The sequence below is a fragment of the Microbacterium sp. 2216-1 genome, from assembly GCF_046507855.1.
In the GTDB taxonomy this organism is placed as follows: domain Bacteria; phylum Actinomycetota; class Actinomycetes; order Actinomycetales; family Microbacteriaceae; genus Microbacterium; species Microbacterium esteraromaticum_C.
Genome location: NZ_JBKFTM010000002.1, coordinates 316,217 through 337,738, shown reverse-complemented (window position 1 = coordinate 337,738; position 21,522 = coordinate 316,217). Strand labels below are relative to the sequence as shown.

22 protein-coding genes are annotated in these 21,522 nt (G+C 69.2%); 9 read left to right on the top strand and 13 right to left on the bottom strand.

Translation table 11 applies throughout. The features are described 5' to 3' along the window. The first annotated feature begins 52 nt into the window (after positions 1–52). Genes ACLD0U_RS09460 through ACLD0U_RS09450 form a run of 3 tightly spaced genes read left to right on the top strand, consistent with a single transcriptional unit; the run spans position 53 to position 2,027 of the window. Complete coding sequence (locus ACLD0U_RS09460; RefSeq protein WP_179409472.1) at positions 53–439, top strand: GntR family transcriptional regulator; 387 nt, start codon at positions 53–55, stop codon at positions 437–439. Further along, complete coding sequence (locus tag ACLD0U_RS09455; RefSeq protein WP_410340465.1) at positions 436–1,341, top strand: ABC transporter ATP-binding protein; 906 nt, start codon at positions 436–438, stop codon at positions 1,339–1,341. Before ACLD0U_RS09460 ends, ACLD0U_RS09455 begins: the two co-directional genes overlap by 4 nt. After that, entirely contained in the window at positions 1,341–2,027 is a 687-nt protein-coding gene (locus ACLD0U_RS09450; RefSeq protein WP_410340464.1) for a hypothetical protein, read from the top strand. The genes ACLD0U_RS09455 and ACLD0U_RS09450 overlap by 1 nt, the downstream gene beginning before the upstream one ends. 53 nt (positions 2,028–2,080) lie before the next feature. Here ACLD0U_RS09450 and ACLD0U_RS09445 read toward each other — a convergent pair whose 3' ends face one another. After that, positions 2,081–2,671 carry an ArsR/SmtB family transcription factor gene (locus ACLD0U_RS09445; protein ID WP_224818503.1) on the bottom strand — a complete coding sequence of 197 codons (591 nt, stop codon included), beginning with the start codon at positions 2,669–2,671 and terminating at the stop codon, positions 2,081–2,083. A gap of 72 nt (positions 2,672–2,743) precedes the next feature. On the opposite strand from ACLD0U_RS09445, the gene ACLD0U_RS09440 reads away from it, so the two are divergent. The 3 genes from ACLD0U_RS09440 (at position 2,744) to ACLD0U_RS09430 (ending at position 7,474) form a co-directional block, all read left to right on the top strand. Further along, on the top strand, positions 2,744–4,054 hold the full coding sequence (locus ACLD0U_RS09440) for an MFS transporter (RefSeq protein ID WP_410340463.1): 1,311 nt from the start codon (positions 2,744–2,746) through the stop codon (positions 4,052–4,054). Positions 4,055–4,163: 109 nt separating this feature from the next. Beyond that, on the top strand, positions 4,164–6,602 hold the full coding sequence (locus ACLD0U_RS09435) for a polysaccharide lyase 8 family protein (RefSeq protein ID WP_410340462.1): 2,439 nt from the start codon (positions 4,164–4,166) through the stop codon (positions 6,600–6,602). Positions 6,603–6,670: 68 nt separating this feature from the next. Next, on the top strand, positions 6,671–7,474 hold the full coding sequence (locus ACLD0U_RS09430; protein WP_410340461.1) for a MerR family transcriptional regulator: 804 nt from the start codon (positions 6,671–6,673) through the stop codon (positions 7,472–7,474). Between the two features lie 50 nt (positions 7,475–7,524). On the opposite strand, the gene ACLD0U_RS09425 is transcribed toward ACLD0U_RS09430, so the two are convergent. After that, positions 7,525–8,748, bottom strand: coding sequence for an NAD(P)/FAD-dependent oxidoreductase (locus ACLD0U_RS09425; protein ID WP_222446645.1), 1,224 nt, complete (start codon positions 8,746–8,748; stop codon positions 7,525–7,527). Between the two features lie 168 nt (positions 8,749–8,916). On the opposite strand from ACLD0U_RS09425, the gene ACLD0U_RS09420 reads away from it, so the two are divergent. After that, on the top strand, positions 8,917–9,399 hold the full coding sequence (locus tag ACLD0U_RS09420; RefSeq protein ID WP_179409478.1) for an Lrp/AsnC family transcriptional regulator: 483 nt from the start codon (positions 8,917–8,919) through the stop codon (positions 9,397–9,399). Between the two features lie 36 nt (positions 9,400–9,435). Here ACLD0U_RS09420 and ACLD0U_RS09415 read toward each other — a convergent pair whose 3' ends face one another. The 6 genes from ACLD0U_RS09415 to ACLD0U_RS09390 form a co-directional block, all read right to left on the bottom strand. Beyond that, positions 9,436–10,206: a DeoR/GlpR family DNA-binding transcription regulator gene (locus ACLD0U_RS09415; RefSeq protein WP_179409479.1), complete on the bottom strand. Its 771-nt coding sequence runs from the start codon at positions 10,204–10,206 to the stop codon at positions 9,436–9,438. Between the two features lie 26 nt (positions 10,207–10,232). Then, entirely contained in the window at positions 10,233–11,099 is an 867-nt protein-coding gene (locus ACLD0U_RS09410) for a class II fructose-bisphosphate aldolase (RefSeq protein WP_179409480.1), read from the bottom strand. Further along, on the bottom strand, positions 11,096–12,127 hold the full coding sequence (locus ACLD0U_RS09405) for a 1-phosphofructokinase family hexose kinase (protein ID WP_410340460.1): 1,032 nt from the start codon (positions 12,125–12,127) through the stop codon (positions 11,096–11,098). The genes ACLD0U_RS09410 and ACLD0U_RS09405 overlap by 4 nt, the downstream gene beginning before the upstream one ends. After that, the gene (locus tag ACLD0U_RS09400; RefSeq protein ID WP_410340459.1) at positions 12,124–13,128 is read right to left on the bottom strand and encodes an ROK family protein; all 1,005 of its coding nucleotides are present in this window, start codon (positions 13,126–13,128) and stop codon (positions 12,124–12,126) included. Before ACLD0U_RS09400 ends, ACLD0U_RS09405 begins: the two co-directional genes overlap by 4 nt. A 26-nt stretch (positions 13,129–13,154) precedes the next feature. Next, positions 13,155–14,051, bottom strand: coding sequence for an SIS domain-containing protein (locus tag ACLD0U_RS09395; RefSeq protein WP_410340458.1), 897 nt, complete (start codon positions 14,049–14,051; stop codon positions 13,155–13,157). Between the two features lie 106 nt (positions 14,052–14,157). Further along, positions 14,158–15,312 carry an ROK family protein gene (locus ACLD0U_RS09390; RefSeq protein WP_410340457.1) on the bottom strand — a complete coding sequence of 385 codons (1,155 nt, stop codon included), beginning with the start codon at positions 15,310–15,312 and terminating at the stop codon, positions 14,158–14,160. 128 nt (positions 15,313–15,440) lie between these two features. Here ACLD0U_RS09390 and ACLD0U_RS09385 point away from each other — a divergent pair, with 128 nt between their 5' ends. Next, positions 15,441–16,508, top strand: coding sequence for a winged helix-turn-helix transcriptional regulator (locus ACLD0U_RS09385; protein ID WP_410340456.1), 1,068 nt, complete (start codon positions 15,441–15,443; stop codon positions 16,506–16,508). A 30-nt stretch (positions 16,509–16,538) separates the two neighbouring features. Here ACLD0U_RS09385 and ACLD0U_RS09380 read toward each other — a convergent pair whose 3' ends face one another. Further along, positions 16,539–16,853: a chorismate mutase gene (locus ACLD0U_RS09380; protein WP_179409485.1), complete on the bottom strand. Its 315-nt coding sequence runs from the start codon at positions 16,851–16,853 to the stop codon at positions 16,539–16,541. 131 nt (positions 16,854–16,984) lie between these two features. Here ACLD0U_RS09380 and ACLD0U_RS09375 point away from each other — a divergent pair, with 131 nt between their 5' ends. After that, positions 16,985–18,163, top strand: coding sequence for an AI-2E family transporter (locus ACLD0U_RS09375; RefSeq protein ID WP_206821346.1), 1,179 nt, complete (start codon positions 16,985–16,987; stop codon positions 18,161–18,163). 64 nt (positions 18,164–18,227) lie between these two features. Here the strand turns inward: ACLD0U_RS09375 and ACLD0U_RS09370 are convergent, their stop codons facing one another. Genes ACLD0U_RS09370 through ACLD0U_RS09355 form a run of 4 tightly spaced genes read right to left on the bottom strand, consistent with a single transcriptional unit; the run spans position 18,228 to position 21,419 of the window. Next, positions 18,228–19,145, bottom strand: a complete 918-nt coding sequence (locus tag ACLD0U_RS09370; RefSeq protein ID WP_410340455.1) for an ABC transporter substrate-binding protein — start codon at positions 19,143–19,145, stop codon at positions 18,228–18,230. 56 nt (positions 19,146–19,201) lie between these two features. After that, positions 19,202–19,927 (bottom strand): ABC transporter permease, encoded by a 726-nt coding sequence (locus ACLD0U_RS09365; RefSeq protein WP_179409488.1) that lies wholly within the window; start codon positions 19,925–19,927, stop codon positions 19,202–19,204. Beyond that, on the bottom strand, positions 19,924–20,580 hold the full coding sequence (locus tag ACLD0U_RS09360) for an ABC transporter permease (RefSeq protein ID WP_222446637.1): 657 nt from the start codon (positions 20,578–20,580) through the stop codon (positions 19,924–19,926). The genes ACLD0U_RS09365 and ACLD0U_RS09360 overlap by 4 nt, the downstream gene beginning before the upstream one ends. Next, positions 20,577–21,419 carry an ABC transporter ATP-binding protein gene (locus tag ACLD0U_RS09355; protein ID WP_222446636.1) on the bottom strand — a complete coding sequence of 281 codons (843 nt, stop codon included), beginning with the start codon at positions 21,417–21,419 and terminating at the stop codon, positions 20,577–20,579. The genes ACLD0U_RS09360 and ACLD0U_RS09355 overlap by 4 nt, the downstream gene beginning before the upstream one ends. Positions 21,420–21,522 lie beyond the last annotated feature (103 nt).

Here is a 21,522-nt window from a genome sequence, read left to right as displayed (position 1 = left end):
CCCGGTTGTGTGGTTACTTAGTTGAGTAACTAACCACACAACCGGAGGTGTCGTGATCGACGAAGGCAGACCCCTGTTCCTCCAGATCGCCGAGGCGATCGAGGAGTCGATCCTCGACGGCACCCTGGCCGAAGACGGCAAGGCGCCATCCACGAACGAACTCGCCGCCTTCTACCGGATCAACCCCGCCACGGCCGCGAAGGGGGTGGCCATGCTGACCGACAAGGGCATCCTGATCAAACGCCGCGGCATCGGCATGTTCGTCGCCGTCGGCGCCCGCAGCATCCTGCTCGCCGAGCGGCGCACGGCCTTCGCCGAGCACTTCATCGACCCCCTCATCGCCGAGGCCCGCACCCTGGGCCTCGACGCCGACGACCTGACCGTCCTGTTGCGCGAGCGCATCGCACGCACAACATCCACCGAAGGGAACCCCGCATGACCTCCGTCGTCGAGGTACACAACCTCACCAAGCGCTACAAGGACAAGCTCGCGCTCGACGCCATCTCGCTCTCGATTGAGAAGAACACCATCTATGGTCTGCTCGGCCGCAACGGCGCCGGCAAGACCACGTTGATGTCGATCCTCACCGCGCAGAACTTCGCCACCTCGGGCGACGTGCGCGTGTTCGGCGAGCGCCCTTACGAGAACGTCGATGTTCTCAGTCGCATCTGCTTCGTGCGCGAAAGCCAGAAGTACCCCGACGACGCCACAGCCACGCACGCCTTCACAGCCGCCCGGTTGTTCTTCCGCCACTGGGATCAGCAGTTCGCCGAGCGCCTGATCGCCGACTTCCAACTGCCGATGAAGACGGCCATCAAGAAGTTGTCGCGCGGCCAGCTCTCGGCGGTCGGGGTGATCATCGGACTCGCGTCCCGTGCCGAGATCACGTTCTTCGACGAACCGTACCTCGGCCTCGACGCCGTCGCCCGGCAGATGTTCTACGACCGCCTGCTTGAGGACTACGCCGAGCACCCCCGCACGATCATCCTTTCGTCGCACCTCATCGACGAGGTCTCGAGCCTCATCGAGAAGGTGATCGTGATCGACGCAGGGCGCATCCTGCTGAACGAAGACACGGATGCTGTGCGCGGACGCGCCTCGACCGTCGTCGGCGACGCCGCCAAGGTCGAGGCATGGGTCGCCGACCGTGAGGTCATCCACCGCGAATCGCTCGGTCGGGTGGCATCCGTCACCGTCCTCGGCCACCTCACCGACGGCGACCGCGCCGCCATCGCCGCAGCCGACCTCGATCTCGCGCCGGTCTCGCTGCAGCAGCTCATCGTCCGACTCACGCAGAACGCGGCCCAGCGCGATGCCGCCGTCACCGAAGGGGTGCTCTGATGTCTCGCACACTCAACGTCGTCCGCCTGCAACTCATCAACAAGAACACCTTCATCTGGGTGCCGCTGATCGTGCTCGCCGGTGCCGTCGTGGTCTCGGTGCTGATCTACGCGATGATTCCCGTCGACACACCGAAGTACGGCGGCGGCGGACAGGCCCCGCTGTGGGTGTTCTTCGCGGTCGGCATGACGGCCATGACGATGACCTTCCCGTTCTCGCAGGCGATCAGCATCACCCGGCGCGAGTTCTTCATCGGCACGATGCTCGCCGCGATTCTGGGCAGCGCCTTCATGGGAGTGCTGTTCCTGATCGGTGGCGGCATTGAGCTGTTGACGAACGGCTGGGGCGTGAACGGATACGTGTTCTACCTGCCCGACCTGTGGGCGGCGGGAGCCGGCGGAGCCTTCGTGATCTACTTCACGCTCGCACTGTTCTTCTTCGTCGTCGGCTTCACCGGCGCAACGATCTACAAGCGTTGGGGTGCACTCATGATCACACTGGTGGGCGTGGGTATCGGCCTGCTGCTCGTGGCCGCACTGTTCCTCATCACCCGTCTCGAGCTGTGGGGCCAGGTCGGCAGCACACTCGGACAGCTCGGCGCGTTGGGTGTCGCCCTCTGGGGCCTGGTCGGAGTCGGCGTGCTCATGATCATCTCGTATCTGACGCTGCGCCGAGCGACGCCCTAGGCGCGACGCAGACAGAACGGGGCGGATGCACGAGCATCCGCCCCGACGTCTGTTCAGATGGTCTCGTCGGCCGCGACGATGTCGATGTTCCAGAACAGGGAGTCGGGGTCGTCGCGGTCGTGCGCCTGCTCGGCCTCGCGGAAGACCTGGCTGACCTTCTCGAACACCTGCATGAGCTCGGCGCGTGTGAGCCGGACGTTGCGCTGCTCGAACGTGCCGCGCATGACCGGGTCGCGCCCCTGGGTGTATTCGGGCGCCCAGGTGACCACACGGCGCACCAGTTCGTGGTGTTCGTCGGCGATGAGCGCCACGAAGGCTGCGGCCGCGGCGGCATCGGCGACGGGCTGTTCGGGAGTACCCAGCTCGAGCGCGTGCAGATCGACGGGCTTCCAGACGCGGTCGCGCCGGTCGCGGGCTCGGTCAGGGTCCTCTTCGACGAGGCCCGCCTCGGCGAGCACCCGCAGGTGAAAGCTGAGCGAGTTCGCGGGCACCTCCAGCGCGGCCGACAGGTCGGCCGCACGAGCGTACTCGCGCCGGACGAGCTCGTTGATGATGCGGCGGCGCAACGGATTGGCGAGCGCCTTGAGCATCGCCGAGGTCATCACGGCCGCGCCGCTTCTGCCTTCCGCCGAGCCGCTTCCCATCCCCGCAGTCTAGTCAGCACTCATTGCGCAATTCTAGTTGCGCAAGTTTTCTTGCGCGGTTACTCTGGCGACATGACGATCGAAGCGCCCCCTGTTCGGCTCTGGAGCAACCGCCGCTACCTGCTCTGGCTCACCAGTGACACCGGCAAGGGCCTGGGCACCACACTGTTCAGCTTCGCGATCCCGCTCGTCGCCCTCTTCGTCACCAATGACCCGGCTCAGGCCGGCATCATCGGCGGCGTCGGCATGGCGACGCGACTGGTCACGACACTCATCGGCGGCGCACTCGCCGACCGCCACAACCGCATCGCGATGATGCTCGTCGGCGCACTGATCGCGACGTTCGTCGGCGCGGCCTTCACGGCGCTGGCGTTCTTCGAATCGCTGACCTTTCTCACCCTGCTCCTGCTCGAGGTCGCCCTGTGCGTGCGCGCCGGCCTGTTCGAGCCTGCGAGCGAAAGCGCCCTGAAGCAGGTCGTGCCCGACGAGGCGATGGGCCGCGCACAGGCCGCCAACCAGGGGCGCGATGCCGCACTGCAGCTCGCGGGCGGCCCGCTCGGTGGTGCGCTGCTCGCCGCCGGCGCCTGGGTGGTCGGCGCGGTCATGACGGCCGCGTACGCCTTCGCCGCCGCGACCGCGTGGGTGCTGGGTCGCGCCGAGCGGCGCGACCCCGGGCATCCGACCCCTGACGAGAACGCAACGGACGCCGGCACAGACGCGGATGCCGCAGGCGAGCGCCCCACCCGGGGGATGCTGCGCGAGATCCGCGAGGGCTTCCGCTGGCTGTTCTCGCGGCCCGACCTGAGCAGTGTGCTCGTCCTGATCACGATCATCAACCTGGGCCTGACCTCGACGGTCACCACCGTGATCTACTCGCTGCAGCAGGACGGCCACTCCGAGGTCACGATCGGCATGCTGTCGGCCGTGATCGGGGCGGTCATGCTCGCCGGCGCACTCGTCGCGCCACTGCTCGTGCCGCGCGTGAAGACCGGCACCCTGGTACTGCTGGGCTTGATCACCACGACGGCGGGCGCGAGCGTCGCGAGCGTCGTCGACACCCCGGTGGGCATCTCGATCGTGTTCGCCGGTGCCGTGTTCCTGCTGCCGGCACTGAACGCGGCCCTGATGGGCTACTTCATGGTCGCCACGCCCTCTCGTCTGCTCGGGCGCGCGAACAGCGCCGCCGGCGTGCTGGGCATGGGCGCGATGCCGCTGGCCCCACTGATCGCGGGCTTCGGGCTCGCGTGGGCGGGCCGCACCCCGACGATCGTCTTCTGCGCGGCGCTCTGCGCGATCGCCGTGCTGCTGGCGCTGGTCAACCGGCCGTTGCGGTCGCTTCCGACCGAATCCGGCTGGACCGCGCACGCCCGGCAGTTCGAGTAAGCACGCGAGCGAACGTTCGCCCGAACGGATCAAGCGTTCACAACCCCTGTACAGCAGCACAGAAAGCGTTTACCGTAGGTGTCTCCGCCGATTCCCCAGGAGGCCGAAGATGTCCATCCCCACCGTGAACCGCCGCGCGTTCCTCGCCCTGCTCGGCGCGGGCGCACTGGTCACTATGACCGCCCAGCCCGCGAATGCCGCATTCGCACGCACCGCAACCTCAGCATCCGCCGATCCCCTCACCGCACTCATCGAACGACGGCGAGTGATGCTCGTCGGCGACGGCAGCGCCGCCTCGGTGCCCGAACTGGCAGACGTGCTGCGACAGATGAGCGACGCCACCGCCGACTCGTGGAGCGCGATGGTGCGCCCGATCGGCGCGCCCGGCGTGTGGGCAGACCTGCCCCTCGCCGGCGTCAGCGGCTCGACGCTCTCAGGCAACATGGGCGTCACCTTCAACCGTCTGTTCAGTCTGGCCCTGGCCTACTCGACCGCAGGCTGCGCCCAGTACCAGGACCCGACACTGGCATCCGACATCGCGGACGCCCTCACGTACCTCAGCACCGACGTCTATGTCGCCGGCCACCCGCGCGTCGGCAACTGGTGGTTCTGGGAGATCGGCGTACCCCGCAAGGCCGCCGACACGCTCGTGCTGATGTACGACGTCGTCCCCGCCGACGTGCGCACCGCACTACTCGGCGCCGTGCGCCACTTCGCACCCAACCCCAACTGGCGAGGCCGGGGCACCACCTACGCCGAGACCGGCGCCAACCGCACCGACAAGGCACTCTCATGCGCGCTTCGCGGCATCCTCGACAACCGTCCCGATGAGATCACGATGGCCCGCGACGCCCTCAGCGACACCGTGGGCGACGGCCGCAACAGCGTCTTCGGCTACGTCACGCAGGGTGATGGCTTCTACGCCGACGGCTCGTTCGTGCAGCACGGCTACCTGCCCTACATCGGCACGTACGGTGTGGTCACGCTCAGCGGCCTCGCCGAGATCCTCGGGCTGTTGGGCGGCAGCACGTGGGACGTCGTCGATCCGAACAAGTCGGTGATCCTGGATGCTGTCGAAGCCGCCTACGCACCGTTCATCTGGAACGGTCGCATGATGGACACCGTGCGCGGGCGCGCCGTCTCGCGCCAGAAGGCGCCCGACTACGTGGACGGCGCCGGCGCCATGACCGCCATTCTGCTGCTCGCCCCCGGCGCCGGCGAGCCGTACCGCAGCCGCTACCTGTCGCTGGTGAAGGGATGGCTGCAGCGCAGCACCGAGCAGCAGTACGGCCTGCCCTCGCAGACCGTAGCGAAGTCGCTGCTGGTCACCTCGGTCCTCGGCGACGAGTCAGTGGTTCCGGCGCCGGCGCCGGTGTACACCAAGGCGTTCGGCGATCAGGACCGGCTCGTGCACCATCGGCCCGACTTCAGTGCCGTCGTCAACGTGTCGTCGAACCGCATCGGCCGCTACGAGTGGGGCAACCGCGAGAACAACGTCGGCTGGTACCAGGGCGACGGCCTGACGTTCATCTACTCCCCCACCGACCCCGGGCAGTTCGCCGACGACTTCTGGCCGACCATCGACCCGTACCGCCTGCCCGGCACGACGGTCACCGCCGAACCGCGCCAGAACGGCGCGACCGACGGCACGGGCATCCCCCGGGCGTACCAGCCGTTCGCGGGCGGTCTTGCTCTCGATGACCGTTGGGGCATTCAGGGCATGGACCACCTGAACCACAACAAGAGCCTCAGCGCCCGCAAGTCGTGGTTCTTCCTCGATGACAAGGTGGTCTGCCTGGGTGCGGGGGTCACGTCGGCATCCGGCTTCGACGTGTTCACCACGATCGAGAACCGATCATTCCCCGCAGGCGACGTGCCGCGCATCCGCACCGACAACCGCAACCGCGCGATGACCGCCGGTGACGCGGCCGTGACCGTCTCGCGCAACGTGCACATCGCCGGGCACGGCGGATACGTGCTGCTCGATGGCGAGAACGTCAGCGGCGACATCGACGTGCAGGTCGTGCGGCGCACGGGCGACTGGCGCACGATCAACTCGGGCTCCGACACGGGCGGCTCCGACGAGGTCAAGACCCGCGACTACGTCACCATCACCCACCACCACGGCACCGACCCGTCGGGCGGCGGATACGCCTACCTGATGATGCCGAACGTCGCGCACAGCGCGACCTTCGCCGAGTCGGGCCGGCCGAGCGTCGCCGTCGTCGCGAACAACGCCGTGGCGCAGATGGTGCGTGCGGCGCGCGATGGACTCACCCTCGCGAACTTCTTCGCCGAGGGATCGGCGGGCGGATACGAGACCACCGGACCCTGCTCGCTCGCCGTGCGCGAGCACGATGGGCGCACGACGATCGCCCTGGCGGACCCCAGCCGCACCCAGGACGTGGCGCGCGTTACCCTGCCGACGGGCACCGGGACGACCGTCGTCGAGGCGGATGCCGGAGTGCGGGTCGTATCGACGTCGCCGCTCACCGTCGAGTTCGCGCTCGACGGCCATGGCCACGCGGGACGCATCGTGCTGGGATAGTCGTTTGAGTGCCGCTGGCCACGGATCGGACTTGACCCTGACACTGTGGCAGGCAGGAGAACGGATAGATGCTGTCCATCGGAGCGTTCGCGCAGATCGGCCAGGTGACCCATCGGATGCTGCGGCACTGGGACACCTCCGGACTGCTCGTTCCCGCGCACGTCGATGCGTTCAGCGGCTACCGCTCGTACGATCCGTCGCAGCTGCACCGGCTGCATCGCATCGTCGCGCTGCGTCAGCTCGGCTTCGGGCTCGACGACATCGCCTCGATGCTCGACGACGGGATCGACGGTGAGCGCCTGACCTTGTTGCTGAACCAGCGACGCGAAGAGGTCGAGCGCGAGCATCGAGTGGCGGCCGCGAGACTCGTCGATGTGGAGCGGCGCCTCCAGCACATCGCCAAGGAGAACCACATGTCCCGTATCGAGATCATCGACAAGCCCCTGCCCGCCGCCCGTCTGGCGGCACGCACGGCGTCGGTCGCCGAGCAGGCCGAGGTCGCCGCGGTCGTCGGCCCCGCGTTTGACGCGATCGCCGAGGTACTCGACACCGTCGGCGCATCGCGCGCCACCCCGATTGCGCAGTACGACACAGGCGACGACGGAATGCACATCACCGTCGGGTACGAGTACTCGGGGCCTGCGCTCGACGGGGTGGAGATCGTCGAGCTGCCCGCCGCGCCGACCGCGATCTGCGGCGTGCACCTCGGTGGCATGGACCGGATCGCCGACAGCTGGATGGCCATCCACGAAGAGATCCTCGCCCGCGGTCTCGTACCCGCGGGCCCATGCCGGGAACTCTACGTCCGGGCCGTGTCTGACGACCAGACGGACTGGGTCACCGAACTGCAGCAGCCGGTCTCCCGCTCCTGACGCTCTCGTCACGTTCTGGGCGCGCCTGATGCGCGCCCAGAACGTGACGCTCAGCGCAGCGGGTCGAAGGGCTTGATGATGGGGTCGACGCGGCCCGTGACGATCTGCTCGGCGAGCAGCTTGCCGGTCGCCGGGCCCAGCACGATGCCCCACATGCCGTGACCGCCCGCGACGTACACGTTGGGCGCCTGGGTCTCACCGACCAGCGGCAGGCCGTCCGGGGTGACCGGTCGCGAGCCGACCCACTCGTCCTGGCGATCGTCGAGGTCGATGCCGGTGAACATCTCACGAGCCTGCGCGATGATCGCCTGCACTCGGCTCGGCTGGAAGGGCTCGTCAGGTCGGCGGAACTCCATGGTGCCGGCGATGCGGAACCGTCCCTCGTAGGGCGTGCACGCGATGCGCTGGAACGGCAGGTACACCGGGTGCTCCTGCGGAACCTCGGTCGCGACGCTGAACGAGTATCCGCGACCGGCCTGCACGCGGGTGCGCACACCGAGCTTGCGGGCCAGCGAGGGCATCCACGCCCCCGTCGCGATGACGACGGAATCGGCCTCGCGACGCTCGCCGTTCGACATCGTCACCACGGGGCGACGCGTCGACGAGACGTCGACGACGTCGTAGCCGGTGAGCAGTTCGCCACCGCGGTCGATGAACGCCTGGCCGAGTGCCTCCATGAAGGGTCCGGGCTCGAAGAACCGCTGGCCGTCGAGCCGGTACGCGTGACGGACGGCATCCGACAGCACCGGCGCGAGCACACGCGGGTTCTCGAGCTTCTCGAACGGCACGTCCTGCCCGTGGCGGATGACGCCGTCAATCTCATGCAGGAAGCCCTTGGAGTGGGCCTCTTCCTTGAAGCCGATCACGAACGGTCCCTCGCGGGTCCACGACTGCACGCCGCCGTCGATCAGCTCGTCGAAGCACTCCAGAGCGATCCGGTCGATCGGTGTGAGGTCGGCCATGGTGCGGTCCCAGGCGCGGTGGGTGCCGTGCGCTGCGAACTGCGCGAGGAACGCCCACAGGCCCGGGTCGACCCGGAACGGCACGTGCAGGGCCGCGTCGGGGTCGAGCAGGGCCTTGGGCCCGTACGTCCACAGGCCGGTGTCGGCGAGCGGAATGGTCTTGCCGGGCGTCAGCCAGCCGGCGTTGCCCCAGGACGACCCGGCAGCGACGCCGACGCGGTCGATGACCGTGACCTCGACGCCGCGTTCCTGCAGGTGCCATGCCGTGGCGAGACCGACCATTCCGGCTCCGACGACGATCGTGCGCGTCATTGCGTCCTCCTGAGACTGCTGCGGTGTGCTTCGCGCGGGCGCGACGAGATGCCCGCTACCTGCGATTATGCAGATCTCGACGATGCGCTGGGGGGAAGTTCGAAGATTCTGCGTACAGTGGTGCAGGAACAGTCGGATTATTGCCCCAGCGGGGAAGAAGTGAGTCTCATGGCATCCGAATCTTCGACCACAGCTCAACCCGGTCTGGATGCCGTCGACCGCACCCTGCTGTCCGAACTGAGCCGCAACGGCCGCATCTCGAACACCGAGCTGGCCCGCATCGCCGGAATCGCCGAGTCGACGTGCCTGAAGAGGGTGCGCGCCCTGCAAGCAGGTGGCGTGATCGTCGGCTTCCACGCCGAGATCGCCCCGGCCGCGATTGGGCTGCACCTCGAGGCGCTGATCACCATCCGACTGCACGCTCATGCCCGCGGCGACCTGCGCCGATTCCAGAGCTATCTCGAGGATCTGCCCGCGACCCAGCGGGTGTACTTCCTGGCCGGAGACCGGGACTTCCTCGTACACGTGGCCGTGTCGGATGCTGCCGCGTTGCGCGAGCTGGTGTCGGACACCCTCAGCCTGCGCCCCGAGGTCGCCTCGACCAGCACCAGCCTGATCTTCGCGCAGGCAGCGGGCTCTCGCGGGCTCTGATCGGGGCCTGAGCCACCCGAAACGGTACGCGCGAAGTCAGCCGGCGCGCACCTCATACCCGGCATCCGTCAGCGCTGCGCGCTGCTCGGTGGTGACAGCGGCATCCGTCAGCACAACCGGGAACAGCTCCGGCCCGCCCACGTGCGCGAAGGCCTCGGTTCCGAGCTTCGACGCGTCGGCCACGGCATAGGCCGCACCGGCCCGCTGCGCCATCAGGCGGTTCACGGCGGCCTCGGCCTCATCGTGCGTGCTGGCGCCCGACGCCGCCGAGAGCCCGTTGACGCCGATGAAGGCGACATCGAGGCGGATGCCCGAGAGCAGCTGTTCGACGAACGGGCCGACCAGCTCGAAGCTGCGCGGGTGGATTGCTCCTCCGGTGACGACGACCTTGAACTCGGGGCGCATCGCGAGCTGAGCGGCGATGTTGACCGCGTTCGTAACGACCGTGAGTCCCAGCTCTGCCAGATCGTCGCGCGCGGCGAGCGCCGTCGCGATGGCGTTGGTGGTGGTGCCACCCGAGAGCCCGACGACCTGCCCGGGCACCACCAGCGCCGCTGCGGTCGCCGCGATCTGCTCCTTCGCGCCACCCTGGTGCCCGCGATACCGGATCGGCAGCTCGTACGCCACGGACTGCGCCACGGCCCCGCCGTGAGTGCGCGTGAGCAGCCGCCGGTCGGCAAGACTGTCAAGGTCGCGTCGGGTTGTCGCCGCGGATGCCCCGAACCGGTCCACCAGCTGATCGACGCTCACCTCACCCTGCGCCGCGAGCAGGTCGAGGATGGCGTTCAGGCGTGCGGCGCGGTTCATGGTGGTCCTGGGGTGGTGTGCGCGGCTCAGTCGGAGACCAGGGCGAACAGCCGCAGCATCCGCGCCGCTTCTTCGGCAACGGCCTCGCGTGCGGGCCGCAGGTACTTGCGCGAGTCTACGAGGTTCTCGTCAGCGGCGAGCGTCTCGCGCACCGCGCGCGTGAAGAACCCGTTGAGGTGGGTCGACACGTTGATCTTGGTCATACCGGCGTGCACGGCCTGCACGATCACGTCGTCCGAGACGCCCGATGAGCCGTGCAGCACCAGCGGCACGTCCGCACCGTCGCGGCCCGCGCCGCGCAGAGCGGCGCGCAGGCGCCCGATCAGGTCGATGTCGAGCGCGGCTGAGCGGTCGAGCATGGCGTGCGACGAGCCGACCGCGACGGCCAGCGAGTCGACACCGGTCGCCTCGACGAAGGCACGTGCCTCGTCGGGGTCGGTGCGCACACCGGGGGCGTGGGCGCCGTCCTTGCCGCCGACCTCACCGAGTTCGGCCTCGATGTAGACGCCGGCGGCACGGGCACGGGCGGCGACGTCGGCGGTGACGGCGACGTTCTCGTCGTAGTCGAGCTTGCCGCCGTCGAACATGACCGATCCGAAGCCGAGTTCGATGGCTTCGTCGACGAGCTCGGGGCGCTCGGCGTGGTCGAGGTGCACGGCGACGGGCGTCTCGGCGCGGCGGGCGATGGCGAGCGTGGCCCACCCGATCGGCTCAAGACCGCCGTGGTAGTCGGCACAGTTCTGCGAGATCTGCAGGATCACCGGCAGCGACGCGCGCTCGGAGGCCGCCACCAGGGCTTCGGCAGTCTCGAGGTGGATGACGTTGAAGGCGCCGAGTCCGGTGCCGACGGCGGCGGATGCGCGCATGAGGTCGCGGGCTGAGACGAGGGTCATCGGGTCTCCTTCGGGGTGAGGATCAGGGCGCTCTCCAGCTCGGTCCACGTGGGGTGGATCTCTCCGGCGAGGGGCATGAGCACGGCGGCCGCCGACCACGCGGTCGCGCGACGCAGGATCTGCGCGGGGTCGTGGATGCCGGCATCCATCAGCACGGCGCACGCGGCGACGGCCGCGTCGCCGGCACCCGTCGGATTGCCGGCGAGAGCCGTGCCGAGGCGGGCGTGCAGAATGTCGACCGGCGGGTGCGCACGATACGTTACGGGGGCCGACACGCCAGGTGTCGGACCGGATGCCGGGGATCGTCCGACATGTGGTGTGTCGGCCCCCCGTTCGTATGCGTCCGCGGTGACCGCGAGCATCCCGTCGGCGCCGCGCGACAGAAGCACCAGCTCGGCGCCGCGGCGCAGCAGCTCGCGGGCGCCGTCGACCGGGTCGTCGAGGCCGGTCGCCTCAGCCAGCTCGTGCTCGTTCGGCTTGAGCACCGATGCACCGGCATCCGCCGCGGCGAGCAGCGACGGACCGGACGTGTCGACGATCACGGTCGCGCCGGCTGCTCGGCCGAGGCCGATCAGCGTGGGCAGCACGTCGTCAGGCGTCGCGGGCGGGAAGCTGCCCGAGATGACGAGTACGGCGGGACCGGCGGCGAGCGCCATCGCGACCTTGTCGCGCAGGGCGTCCCATTCGGCGGCGGTCGGCGCGATGCCGCGCTCGTTCACGATGGTCGTGTCGCCGAGCGCCTCATCGACGAGGGCGATGCTGCGCCGGGTGGCGGCTGTCACCGGTACGAGCACGTGCGGCACGCCGGCCGCCTCAAGCTCCGACGTGAACTCGGCCCCTGTTGCGCCTCCGGTGGTGGTGATCGCGAGCGCCGCGGCGCCCTGCGCGTGGGCGACGCGGGCGACGTTGAGGCCCTTGCCGCCGGCGCGCGCGGCACCGGCATCCGCACGGTGGGTGCCGCCGGCGACGATCTTCTCGACGTGCCAGGTGAGGTCGAGGGCGGGGTTCGCGGTAACCGTGATGATCATGCGGTGCTCCCGACGAGCTCGCGGGCGTGCAGGGCCGACCCGAGGATGCCGGCATTGCCCGACAGTTCGGCGGGCACGAGCTTCGGGATGCGGTGGAAGCTGAGCCGGTCGCGCAGGCGCAGGTTCAGCTGATCGAACAGGGCGCCGCCGGCGCGCGAGAGTCCGCCGCCGATGACGACGGCCTCGGGGGCGATCACGGCGGTGAGCTGCGCGATCGAGAACGCCAGGGCGTCGAGCGCCTCGTTCCAGATCCGGTCGGCGGTCGCATCGCCGGCTGCGGCCAGCGCGATGACTTCCTTGGCGCCGCCGAGGTCGGTGCCCGAGGCCTCGGCGTAACGGCGCGAGATGGCTCCGGCCGAGGCGATGGCTTCGAGACATCCGCGCGCTCCGCACGGGCAAGGCCACTCGCCGATTGGCGAATGCCCGATCTCACCGGCGTAGCCGCCTGCGGTGTGCGGGCGGCCGTCGATGAGGATGGCGCCGGCGATGCCGGTGCCGATGATCAGCACGACCGAGTTGCGGTACGAGCGGGCGCCACCGAGCACGTGCTCGGCCCAGCTGGCCGCGCGCACATCGTGGTCGAACGCGACGGGTAGCCCGAAGCGCTCGGCGGCGAGGTCGCGGATCGGCGCGTCGCGCCATCCGAGGTTGCTGCTGAACACCCCGACGCCGGCCTGCTCGTCGACGATTCCGGGGACGACGAGGCCTACGGCCTGGGGCACGACGTCGGGGTGCTGTGCGCGCAGTTCATCGGCCAGCTCGGCGAGCCGGTCGATGAGGCGCTGAGGGGCGCCTGCGCCGCCCGCCGGGGTGGGCGTGCGGCGCAGGCCGAGAGCGGTCCCGTCGCCGTCGAACAGTGCCGACTTGATGTCGGTGCCGCCGACGTCGAATGCGAGGACGGGGGCGCCGTGTCCGATGGACGCGGCGCGCGCGAGCTTCTCTCCCGAGGCGTCGAGGGGAACGTCTGGGATGCCGGTGGGGTCAGTGGCTGAGGTGCTCACGTGCTCTCTCGTCGGGTGGTCGGGGCTCAGTCGTCGAGGATGACCGAGCGGGTCAGGTTGCGGGGCTGGTCGGGGTCGAGGCCCTTGCCCACGGCGCGGTCGAGTGCGACGCGGTGCAGGCGCACCAGGTCGGCCATCGGGTCGACGGCGTGCTGCACGAAGCGGGCGCCGGTGGCTTCGACCTGGGCCTGCAGGCCGTCGGGGGCCGTGCCGAACTGCCAGGTGATGCGGCCGGGGGCGGCGATGGCGATGGGGCCGTGGCGGTACTCCATGGCCGAGTACGACTCGGTCCACGACTGCGACGACTCGCGCATCTTCAGTGCGGCTTCGTGGGCGAGGCCGATCGTCCACCCCAGGCCGAGGAAGCTGTACTGCTCTGCGGCGCCGAGCTCGGCGTCGTCGGCGCTGTCGAGCACGGCCTGCGCGTCGGCGATCACCGGGTCGAGGTCTTCACCGAGCGATGCGCGGAACAGTGCCAGCGCGGTGGTCGCGAAGCGGGTCTGCACGACCGACTGCTCGTCGGCGAACGGCATCGCGATGACGGTGTCGGCGAGGTCGACCAGGGGCGAGGTGTCGTCACCGACGACGGCGATGACGGGGGTCTTGCCCTTGACGCGCTCGGTCAGTTCGAGCACCTCGGTGGTGGTGCCCGAGCGGGTCAGCGCGACGATCGCGTCGTAGCCGCGATCGGCGGGGACCTCGGATGCCGTGAAGGCGTCGGATTCGCCGAGCCCGGCGTTCTCGCGCAGGGCGGCGTACGACTGCGCCATGAACCACGAGGTGCCGCAGCCGACGACGGCGATGCGAGCACCGGATGCCGGCAGCAGCGCCTGCTCGGTGCGCATGCCTGCTGCACGCGCCCAGGTCTCGGGCTGCGATGCGAGTTCTGCGCGCATGTGCGCGCCGGCGGTCGTGTCTGTCATGTCTGACTCCTCGGCTCGGGCCACCCGACGCTCGTGGGTGTAAGTTTTTGATTGTTTGAGCGGCTTAACGCTCACAATACCTCAATGAACCGACGAGCGGGAGGGTTCACCGAGGTTCGGATGCCCTCAATTGCCCCGCGCACCACCGCACCCCCAACGCCGAGCCGAGCGCCAACTGCGCCGCCCCCACGTGCCCGCCGACGCCCGAGGTCGCCACGCGTACCGGCACCGTGACAGCACCCGTCGGTGCGACGCCGGCCTGCGCCCGGACCTGCGCGAAGAAGCCCTCTCCGAGCCCCGCGATGGCGCCGCCGATCACAACCTCGGCCGGATCCAGCATCGCCGCGAGCATCGTAATCACCCGTCCCAGTGCGACCGCGCCCGCGGTGAGCCGCTCAGGATCAGCGCCCGCGACCAGCGCGTCGAAGGCGGCGGCATCCATCCCCTCGACGAATCCGTCACCCAACATCGCCGTCATCGAGGCGGCCGATTCCAGGCATCCGCGGCGCCCGCACTCGCAATCGTGGGCGTCGTCACCGAACACCACCGGCACATGCCCGATCTCACCGACCCGGGCGGACGGCCCCGGCGCCAGTTCACCGTCCAGCGTGATCGCGGCCCCGATGCCGATACCGAGATGCACGAACAGACGGCGTCCGGATGTGTCGGCGGCGACCGTCATCTCGGCGACGGCCTCGGCGTCGACGTCGTTGACCAGCAGGGTCGGCACGCCGAGCTCATCCGCGATCTGGGCTGCCAGGGGCACATCCACCCACCCGAGCTGCACACTCTGCAGCACGCGCTGACCGTCGGTGGCGCCGGGCAGCTGCACCGCGGCGGCGAGCAGACGCGAGGAGTAGCGTCGCCCGACGCGTGAGATCAACCCGCGAATCCGCTCATCGCGATCCACCGGAGTGAACGACTCACGCTCGTCGTGCACCACTGCGCCGTCGAGCGCGACCAGAGTGACCTGCACATCACTGAACCGGACGACCGTCACCAGAAGCAGGTGATGCGCTCCGTCGACGGCCAGCGTCGTCGCCCGCTTTCCACCGGTGCTCGCCGCGGGGCCGACTTCGACGACGAGCCGGCGCGTGATCAGCTCGGCGACCAGCGAAGACGCCGTCGCGGCCGTGAGCCCGGTCGCCCTGGCGATCCCCGCGCGGGTCTCGCGACCCGAGCCATCGAAGACCAGCTGCAGCGCGCGGCGCACATTGAGGCGCCGCACAAGGGCCTGACCGTCGAGGTCCACGTCGAGCATCCGCGGTCCTTTCTGCGATAGGGCGTCGAGTCGATCTTTGACATCCGTCGGCGCCGAGCATACGCTCGAACAGTAAGTTTAGTCATTGAACTAAGTAATCCCGGCGACACCCGACCCGAAGGAGCACGATGGCCGAGACCGTATCGCTCTCGGCGCGGGCCACCGCGCAGCAGCTTCCGGTGCACGGCACCCGGCGGCACAACCGCGCCGTCGTGCTGCAGACCCTGCTCCGCGAAGAGACCGCGAGCCGCGCCGACCTGGCGCGCATGACCGGCCTGGCGCGCCCGACCATCACCGAGGTGATCCGCGAACTGCTCGCCACGGGGATCGTGATCGAGACCGGGCAGAGCCAAGAGGTGCGCGTCGGCAAACCATCGGTGATGCTCGAGATCGACCGGCGGGCCGTGCAGTCGATCGCCATCGACCTCACCGGACGGAACTGGATCGTCGGAGCGGTCTGCGCGCCCGACGGCAGCGTCCTGCTGCGCAGCGAGGTCGCCCGCGATCCCGATGCCGACGTCGCCGCGTCCGTCGCCGCGATCGCGGCGCGACTCGTCAAGCAGTCCGACGCCGCGGTGCTCGGCATCGGACTGGGCATCGGACTCGACCAGCGGCATGAGATCACGGCATGCAACGCAGCCCTGGCCGCTCAGCCGGCCACCGCGTCGTTGACCGTGCACACCGGCCTCGAAGCCGACGTCGTCGCTCGCGCCGAAGCGGGGCACGGCACCGACGAGTTCCTGCTCGTGCGTCTCGGTGCGGTCACCAGCACCGCGATCATCACCGCGTACACCGCCGACGCCTCCACCGCCCGCGAGCTCGCCCACCTGGATGTCGGGGGCGACGCGGGTCGGGAGTGCGTCTGCGGCAGCCGCACGTGCGTGCACGTGTGGCTCGCCGTGCTCGCCGAGCGTTGTGAGAACGCTCCTGACGAGACAGCCCGAGATGCGGTGCGAGACGAGGCCGGCGCCCGGCTCGGAGCCCCGCTGGCCGCGATCGTCTCGGCCCTGGATCTGCCCCAGGTGGTGCTGAGCGGAGACACCGCATTGCTGGGCGAACGACTGTGTCACGCGGCCGAGACCGCGCTGATGTCGGCGCGCCTGCCGGGCGCGCACGTCGAGGTGCGCGCCAGCGCGGTGCGCGATGCGGTGCTGCACGGCGTCGCCGCGCAAGTGCTGGCCTACGAACTGGCCTGACCACGCCGAACGGTCAGGGCCCGCAGACGGTCAGCGCCCCTCGGCCGCCTCGGTGTGATGGCGGATGACCTCGGCGACGACGAAGTTGAACCACTTCTCGGCGAACTCGGGGTCGAGGTGCGCCTCTTCTGCCAGCGCACGCAGACGGGCGGTCTGCTGCTCCTCGCGCGCGGGGTCGGACGGCGGCATGCTGTGCGTCGCCTTGAGCGTGCCGACCTGCTGCGTGCAGCGAAAGCGCTCAGCGAGCATGAACACCAGTGCGGCGTCGATGTTGTCGATGCTGGCGCGCAGGCGCAGCAGCTCGGCAGCAGCCTGTTCGGCGACCTGGTCAGCGGCGTCAGACATGATCCTCCCGGTGTTCGCTCTCCCACGATAGCCAGCCGCCGAGCGCGATTCGCGCACGATGTCGAGAATTCTGCGCGCAGCGGGCGGTTATCGACGGTGCGCATACCGGGTCGCGCCCTAGAGTGTTCGTCATGAGCTCAGCAGAGAACACGGAGTCCGAGCCGGCGGCGACGCCGCCGAGCGATGTCGCGACCGCGCAGACGGACCGGAAGACGGATGCTGCGCGCCCAGGGGTCGACGCTCCGGCACCGAGCCGTTCGTTCTGGACCCGCATCGACAAGCCGTTCGTCTTCGGCTTTCTCGTCACGCTGGGCGGGCTGACCGCGTTCCTGCTCTCACTCACCCTGGCCAACCTGTCAACGGTGCTGATCTACGTCGCCTTCGCGCTGTTCGCGGCACTGGGCCTCGATCCGGCGGTGCGGTTCCTGGAACGCCGTGGGCTCTCGCGCGGTATCAGCGTGCTCATCGTGCTGCTGGGTCTGCTCGGCGTGCTCGCCCTCGTGCTGCTGATGATCATCCCGGTCGTGGTCGAGCAGATCGCGCAGTTCGTGCGGTCGGTGCCGGGCCTGATCTCGGACTTCATGCACAGTGACGTGTACGCCTGGCTGCAGGGGCAGTTCGGCGACCAGTTCGCGACGCTCGTGCAAGACCTCCAGAAGTTCCTCACCAGCGGCCAGACGTGGCAGGCGATCGGCGGCGGCGCGCTGCAGATCGGCACCTCGATCGCCACCGGCATCTCGGGCATCATCGTCGTACTCGTGCTGACCCTCTACTTCGTCGCGGGTCTGCCCTCGATCAAGACGTCGCTGCTGCGCCTGGCCCCGGCCCGCGACCGTGCTCGCGCCAGCGACCTCACCGACCAGATCACCGACTCGGTCGGCGGTTACGTGCAGGGCATGGTCGTGCTGGCCTTCATGAACGCCACTTTCGTGCTGATCATGTACCTGGTGCTCGGGCTGCCGTTCCCGCCGTTGATGGCCACCATCGCCTTCCTGATCACCCTGATCCCGCTGGTGGGTTCGGTGCTGTTCTGGGTGATCGGATCGTCGATCGCCCTGTTCTCAGACCCGTGGCAGGCGCTCATCTTCGCCATCGCGTACCTGATCTACATGCAGATCGAGGCGTACGTGCTCACCCCTCGCATCATGAACAAGGCCGTGTCGGTGCCGGGATCGCTGGTGGTCATCGGCGCCCTAGCAGGTGGCACGCTGCTGGGCCTGCTGGGTGCACTGGTCGCGGTGCCCGTGACCGCGTCGATCCTGATCATCATCAAGCAGGTCTGGATCCCGCGTCAGGACTCGCGCGTCTGATCTCTCGCAGACGCAGAACGCCGGCTGAGGAACGATTCCTCAGCCGGCGTTCTGCGTTTCGGGCTCAGATCAGCCCGGCCTCTTGCAGCCACTGCGTCGCGATCTCGGGCGACGACATCTGGTCGACGGTGCTCTGCACGTTCAGCGCGACGAGGTCATCGGCCCCGAGCTCGGCGCTGACGGCGTTGATGACCTCTCTGATGGCGTCGGCGACGTCGGCCGAGGCGATCGGCACGACGTTGGAGGCCAGGATCATGCTCTCGGGGTCCTCGAGCGCCACGATGTCCTCGGTCTGGAACGCAGGGTCGGCGGTGTAGATATCGGCAACCTGGATCTCGCCCGCCAGCAGCGCATCGAGCGTGCCGGGGCCGGTCGCCGAGAACGTCACGTCGACACCGTAGACGTCCTTCGCCCCGGTGGGGCCGTAGGGTCGCTGCTCGAACTCGGGGGCCGCACCGATCGTGGCCGGCTCGCTGAGGTTCGCCAGGTCGGCGATCGTGGTGAGGTCGTTCTCCTCGGCGAACGAGGTCAGCACCGTGTACGTGTCCTGGTCGCTGGCCTCGGCGTAGTCGAGTGCCGTCAGCCCCTCGGGCAGCGCCTGCTGCAGCGCGGCGTACACGTCTTCGGCGCTGGTGGCCGTCGCGCTGTCGTCGAGGTACTCCAGCAGGTTGCCGGTGTACTCGGGGAACAGCATGATCCGGCCCGACTCGATCTCGGGCATGTAGGCGTCGCGCTGACCGATGTTGAACTGGCGGTCGACGGTGAAGCCGGCATTCTCGAGCGCCTGCGCGTAGATCTCGGCGACGATCTCGTTCGAGTAGTAGGCCTGCGATCCGACGACGATCGTGTCGCCGTCGGCGCTGGTGTCGTCGGTGGGCTCGTCGAGCGGGTTGCCGCCCGTTCCACATCCGGTCAGCGCGATTCCGGCGATCAGGACGACCCCCGCGGCGAGTGCGGTGCGGGTCTTGCGAGAGGTGAACATTTCGGATGCCTTTCGGTTGGGGTCAGGCGGAGGAATGGTCGGCGGGGTCGGCGTTGTCAGGCCGGGGCGGATGCTACGCGTCCGGCGCGCCGGGAAGCAGGCGCTCCGGACTGCTGCACGCGGACGCCGTGGGGCACGGCGGCGCGCTGTGCGACGGCGAGCAGCAGGTCGGCGATCAGCGCGAGCGCGGCGACGAGGATCGCGCCGCCCAGCACCTGGTCGAAACGGCGCAGCGGGATGCCCTGGATGATGGGCCAGCCGAGACCGCCGAGGTTGACGTACGCGGCGATGGTGACGGTGGCGATGACCTGCAGCACGGCCGCGCGCAGACCGCCGACCAGGAGCGGCAGACCGAGCGGCAGCTCGACCTTCGTGAAGATCTGCCACTCGGTCATGCCCATGGCGCGGGCCGCGTCGATCTCACGTCGGTCGATGGCCTCGAGGCCGGTGTAGGCGCCGGCCAGCAGTGACGGGATGGCCAGCAGCACGAAGGTGATGACAGCGGCGAGCGGAGTGCGCACGACGCCCAGCACGAGCACCAGCAACACCAGAAGACCGAATGAGGGCACGGCACGGGCGGCGCCCGAGATGGCCACGGCGACCTCGCGTCCCTTGCCGGTGTGGCCGATCAGCCATCCGATCGGCAGGGCGATCGCGGCGGCGACAGCGACCGAGACGACCGTGTAGAACAGGTGCTGTCCGAGAAGGGTCTGCAGCGCGTACGGGCCCTGCAGCCGCTCGGGTGAGAACAGCCAGGCGAATGCATCGGCGAAGAGGTTCATGACGCACCTCCGACGGCCTGAACGGTTCTGGACCACGGCATGAGCACGCGTCCGAGCAGACGCAGCAGCAGGTCGACGAGCAGCGCGATGATCACCACGGCGACCACGCCCGCGAGCACCTCGGCCACCAGGCGGCGCTGCTGCCCGTTGGTGAACAGGTAGCCCAGGTTGGTCACCCCGATCAGAATCCCCACGGTCGCCAACGAGATAGTCGACACGGCCGTCACCCGCAGCCCGGCGAGGATGACGGGACCCGCCAACGGCAGTTCCACACCCCAGAATCGGCGCGGCGCCGCGTATCCCATCGCGGTCGCCGACTGACGCACGCCCGGGTCGACCGAGTCAAGCCCGTCGGCCACGGCGCGCACAAGGATCGCGACGGCGTAGATCGTCAGCGCCGCGACGAGGTTGGCTTCACTGATGACCGAGTAGCCGAGCGCGGCGGGCATCAGGATCAGCAGGGCCAGCGAAGGGATCGTGTAGAGCAGCCCGGTGAGCACGATGACAGGGCCGCGCACCAGCCGGTATCGCCAGGCGACCCAGCCGAGGGGAATCGAGAGCACCAGGCCGAGCACGATCGCGATCATGCTCTGGCGCAGATGCACCAGCGTCAGCTCGAAGATCAGCCCGAGGTTGTCGACGACCCAGCTCATGGCGTCGCAGAGCTCGCATCCGCAGCATCCGCGAGCAGGCGCCCCTGGGTGCGCCCCTCGGAGTCGACGACGACAGCACCGTGCGCGGTCTGCTTCACCCGCAGCGCGCGGCGGCCGCGCTCTGCCCCGATGAACGCCGCGACGAAGTCGTCGGCGGGGTTCTCGATGATCTCGCTGGGGCTGCCGACCTGCACCACGCGCGCGCCCTTGTCGAGAATGACGACCTGGTCACCGAGCAGGAACGCCTCGTCGATGTCGTGCGTGACGAACACGACGGTCTTGTCGAGCTCGCTCTGCAGACGGATGAGCTCTTGCTGCAGATCTGCGCGCACAATCGGGTCGACGGCCCCGAAGGGTTCGTCCATGAGCAGGATGTTCGGGTCGGCGGCGAGGCCGCGGGCAACGCCGACGCGTTGCTGCTGCCCGCCCGAGAGCTGGCTGGGGTAGCGATCGGCGAGAGCCTGATCGAGACCGACGGTGTCGAGCATGACGCGGGCGCGCTCGTGCGCCTGCCGACGCCCGGCACCGGTCAGGCGCAGCACCGTGGCGACGTTGTCGAGCACGGTGAAGTGCGGCATCAGGCCGGAGTTCTGCATGACGTAGCCGATGCTGCGGCGCAGCGCGACCGGATCGGCGCCGAGCACGCTTTCGCCGTCGATCTGCACATCGCCCGTCGTGGGCTCGACCATGCGGTTGATCATGCGCAGCAGGGTGGTCTTGCCGCACCCCGACGAACCGACGAACACGGTCGTCTTTCGCGAGGGCAGCACCAGGCTGAAGTCATCGACGGCACGGGTGCCGTCGGGAAAGGTCTTGGTGACGGAGCGGAACTCGATCATCGTGCGGTGCCGCCTACCGGCGGGATCCTTCGGGTCGTGCCTTCATGGGGTCGTGCCTCCTCGATCGCCTCTCGAGCGTAGGGGACACCGCCGACGTCAGGGG

Coding starts and splice junctions, on each gene's coding strand:
- ACLD0U_RS09455 (WP_410340465.1), top strand. CDS start 436: ATGACCTCCGTCGTCGAGGTACACAACCTCACCAAGCGCTACAAGGAC.
- ACLD0U_RS09420 (WP_179409478.1), top strand. CDS start 8,917: ATGGCATCCGAATCTTCGACCACAGCTCAACCCGGTCTGGATGCCGTC.
- ACLD0U_RS09410 (WP_179409480.1), bottom strand. CDS start 11,099: ATGACCCTCGTCTCAGCCCGCGACCTCATGCGCGCATCCGCCGCCGTC.
- ACLD0U_RS09365 (WP_179409488.1), bottom strand. CDS start 19,927: ATGAACCTCTTCGCCGATGCATTCGCCTGGCTGTTCTCACCCGAGCGG.
- ACLD0U_RS09430 (WP_410340461.1), top strand. CDS start 6,671: ATGCTGTCCATCGGAGCGTTCGCGCAGATCGGCCAGGTGACCCATCGG.
- ACLD0U_RS09355 (WP_222446636.1), bottom strand. CDS start 21,419: ATGATCGAGTTCCGCTCCGTCACCAAGACCTTTCCCGACGGCACCCGT.
- ACLD0U_RS09435 (WP_410340462.1), top strand. CDS start 4,164: ATGTCCATCCCCACCGTGAACCGCCGCGCGTTCCTCGCCCTGCTCGGC.
- ACLD0U_RS09370 (WP_410340455.1), bottom strand. CDS start 19,145: ATGTTCACCTCTCGCAAGACCCGCACCGCACTCGCCGCGGGGGTCGTC.
- ACLD0U_RS09385 (WP_410340456.1), top strand. CDS start 15,441: ATGGCCGAGACCGTATCGCTCTCGGCGCGGGCCACCGCGCAGCAGCTT.
- ACLD0U_RS09375 (WP_206821346.1), top strand. CDS start 16,985: ATGAGCTCAGCAGAGAACACGGAGTCCGAGCCGGCGGCGACGCCGCCG.
- ACLD0U_RS09425 (WP_222446645.1), bottom strand. CDS start 8,748: ATGACGCGCACGATCGTCGTCGGAGCCGGAATGGTCGGTCTCGCCACG.
- ACLD0U_RS09450 (WP_410340464.1), top strand. CDS start 1,341: ATGTCTCGCACACTCAACGTCGTCCGCCTGCAACTCATCAACAAGAAC.
- ACLD0U_RS09415 (WP_179409479.1), bottom strand. CDS start 10,206: ATGAACCGCGCCGCACGCCTGAACGCCATCCTCGACCTGCTCGCGGCG.
- ACLD0U_RS09445 (WP_224818503.1), bottom strand. CDS start 2,671: ATGGGAAGCGGCTCGGCGGAAGGCAGAAGCGGCGCGGCCGTGATGACC.
- ACLD0U_RS09380 (WP_179409485.1), bottom strand. CDS start 16,853: ATGTCTGACGCCGCTGACCAGGTCGCCGAACAGGCTGCTGCCGAGCTG.
- ACLD0U_RS09395 (WP_410340458.1), bottom strand. CDS start 14,051: ATGACAGACACGACCGCCGGCGCGCACATGCGCGCAGAACTCGCATCG.
- ACLD0U_RS09390 (WP_410340457.1), bottom strand. CDS start 15,312: ATGCTCGACGTGGACCTCGACGGTCAGGCCCTTGTGCGGCGCCTCAAT.
- ACLD0U_RS09440 (WP_410340463.1), top strand. CDS start 2,744: ATGACGATCGAAGCGCCCCCTGTTCGGCTCTGGAGCAACCGCCGCTAC.
- ACLD0U_RS09405 (WP_410340460.1), bottom strand. CDS start 12,127: ATGATCATCACGGTTACCGCGAACCCCGCCCTCGACCTCACCTGGCAC.
- ACLD0U_RS09360 (WP_222446637.1), bottom strand. CDS start 20,580: ATGAGCTGGGTCGTCGACAACCTCGGGCTGATCTTCGAGCTGACGCTG.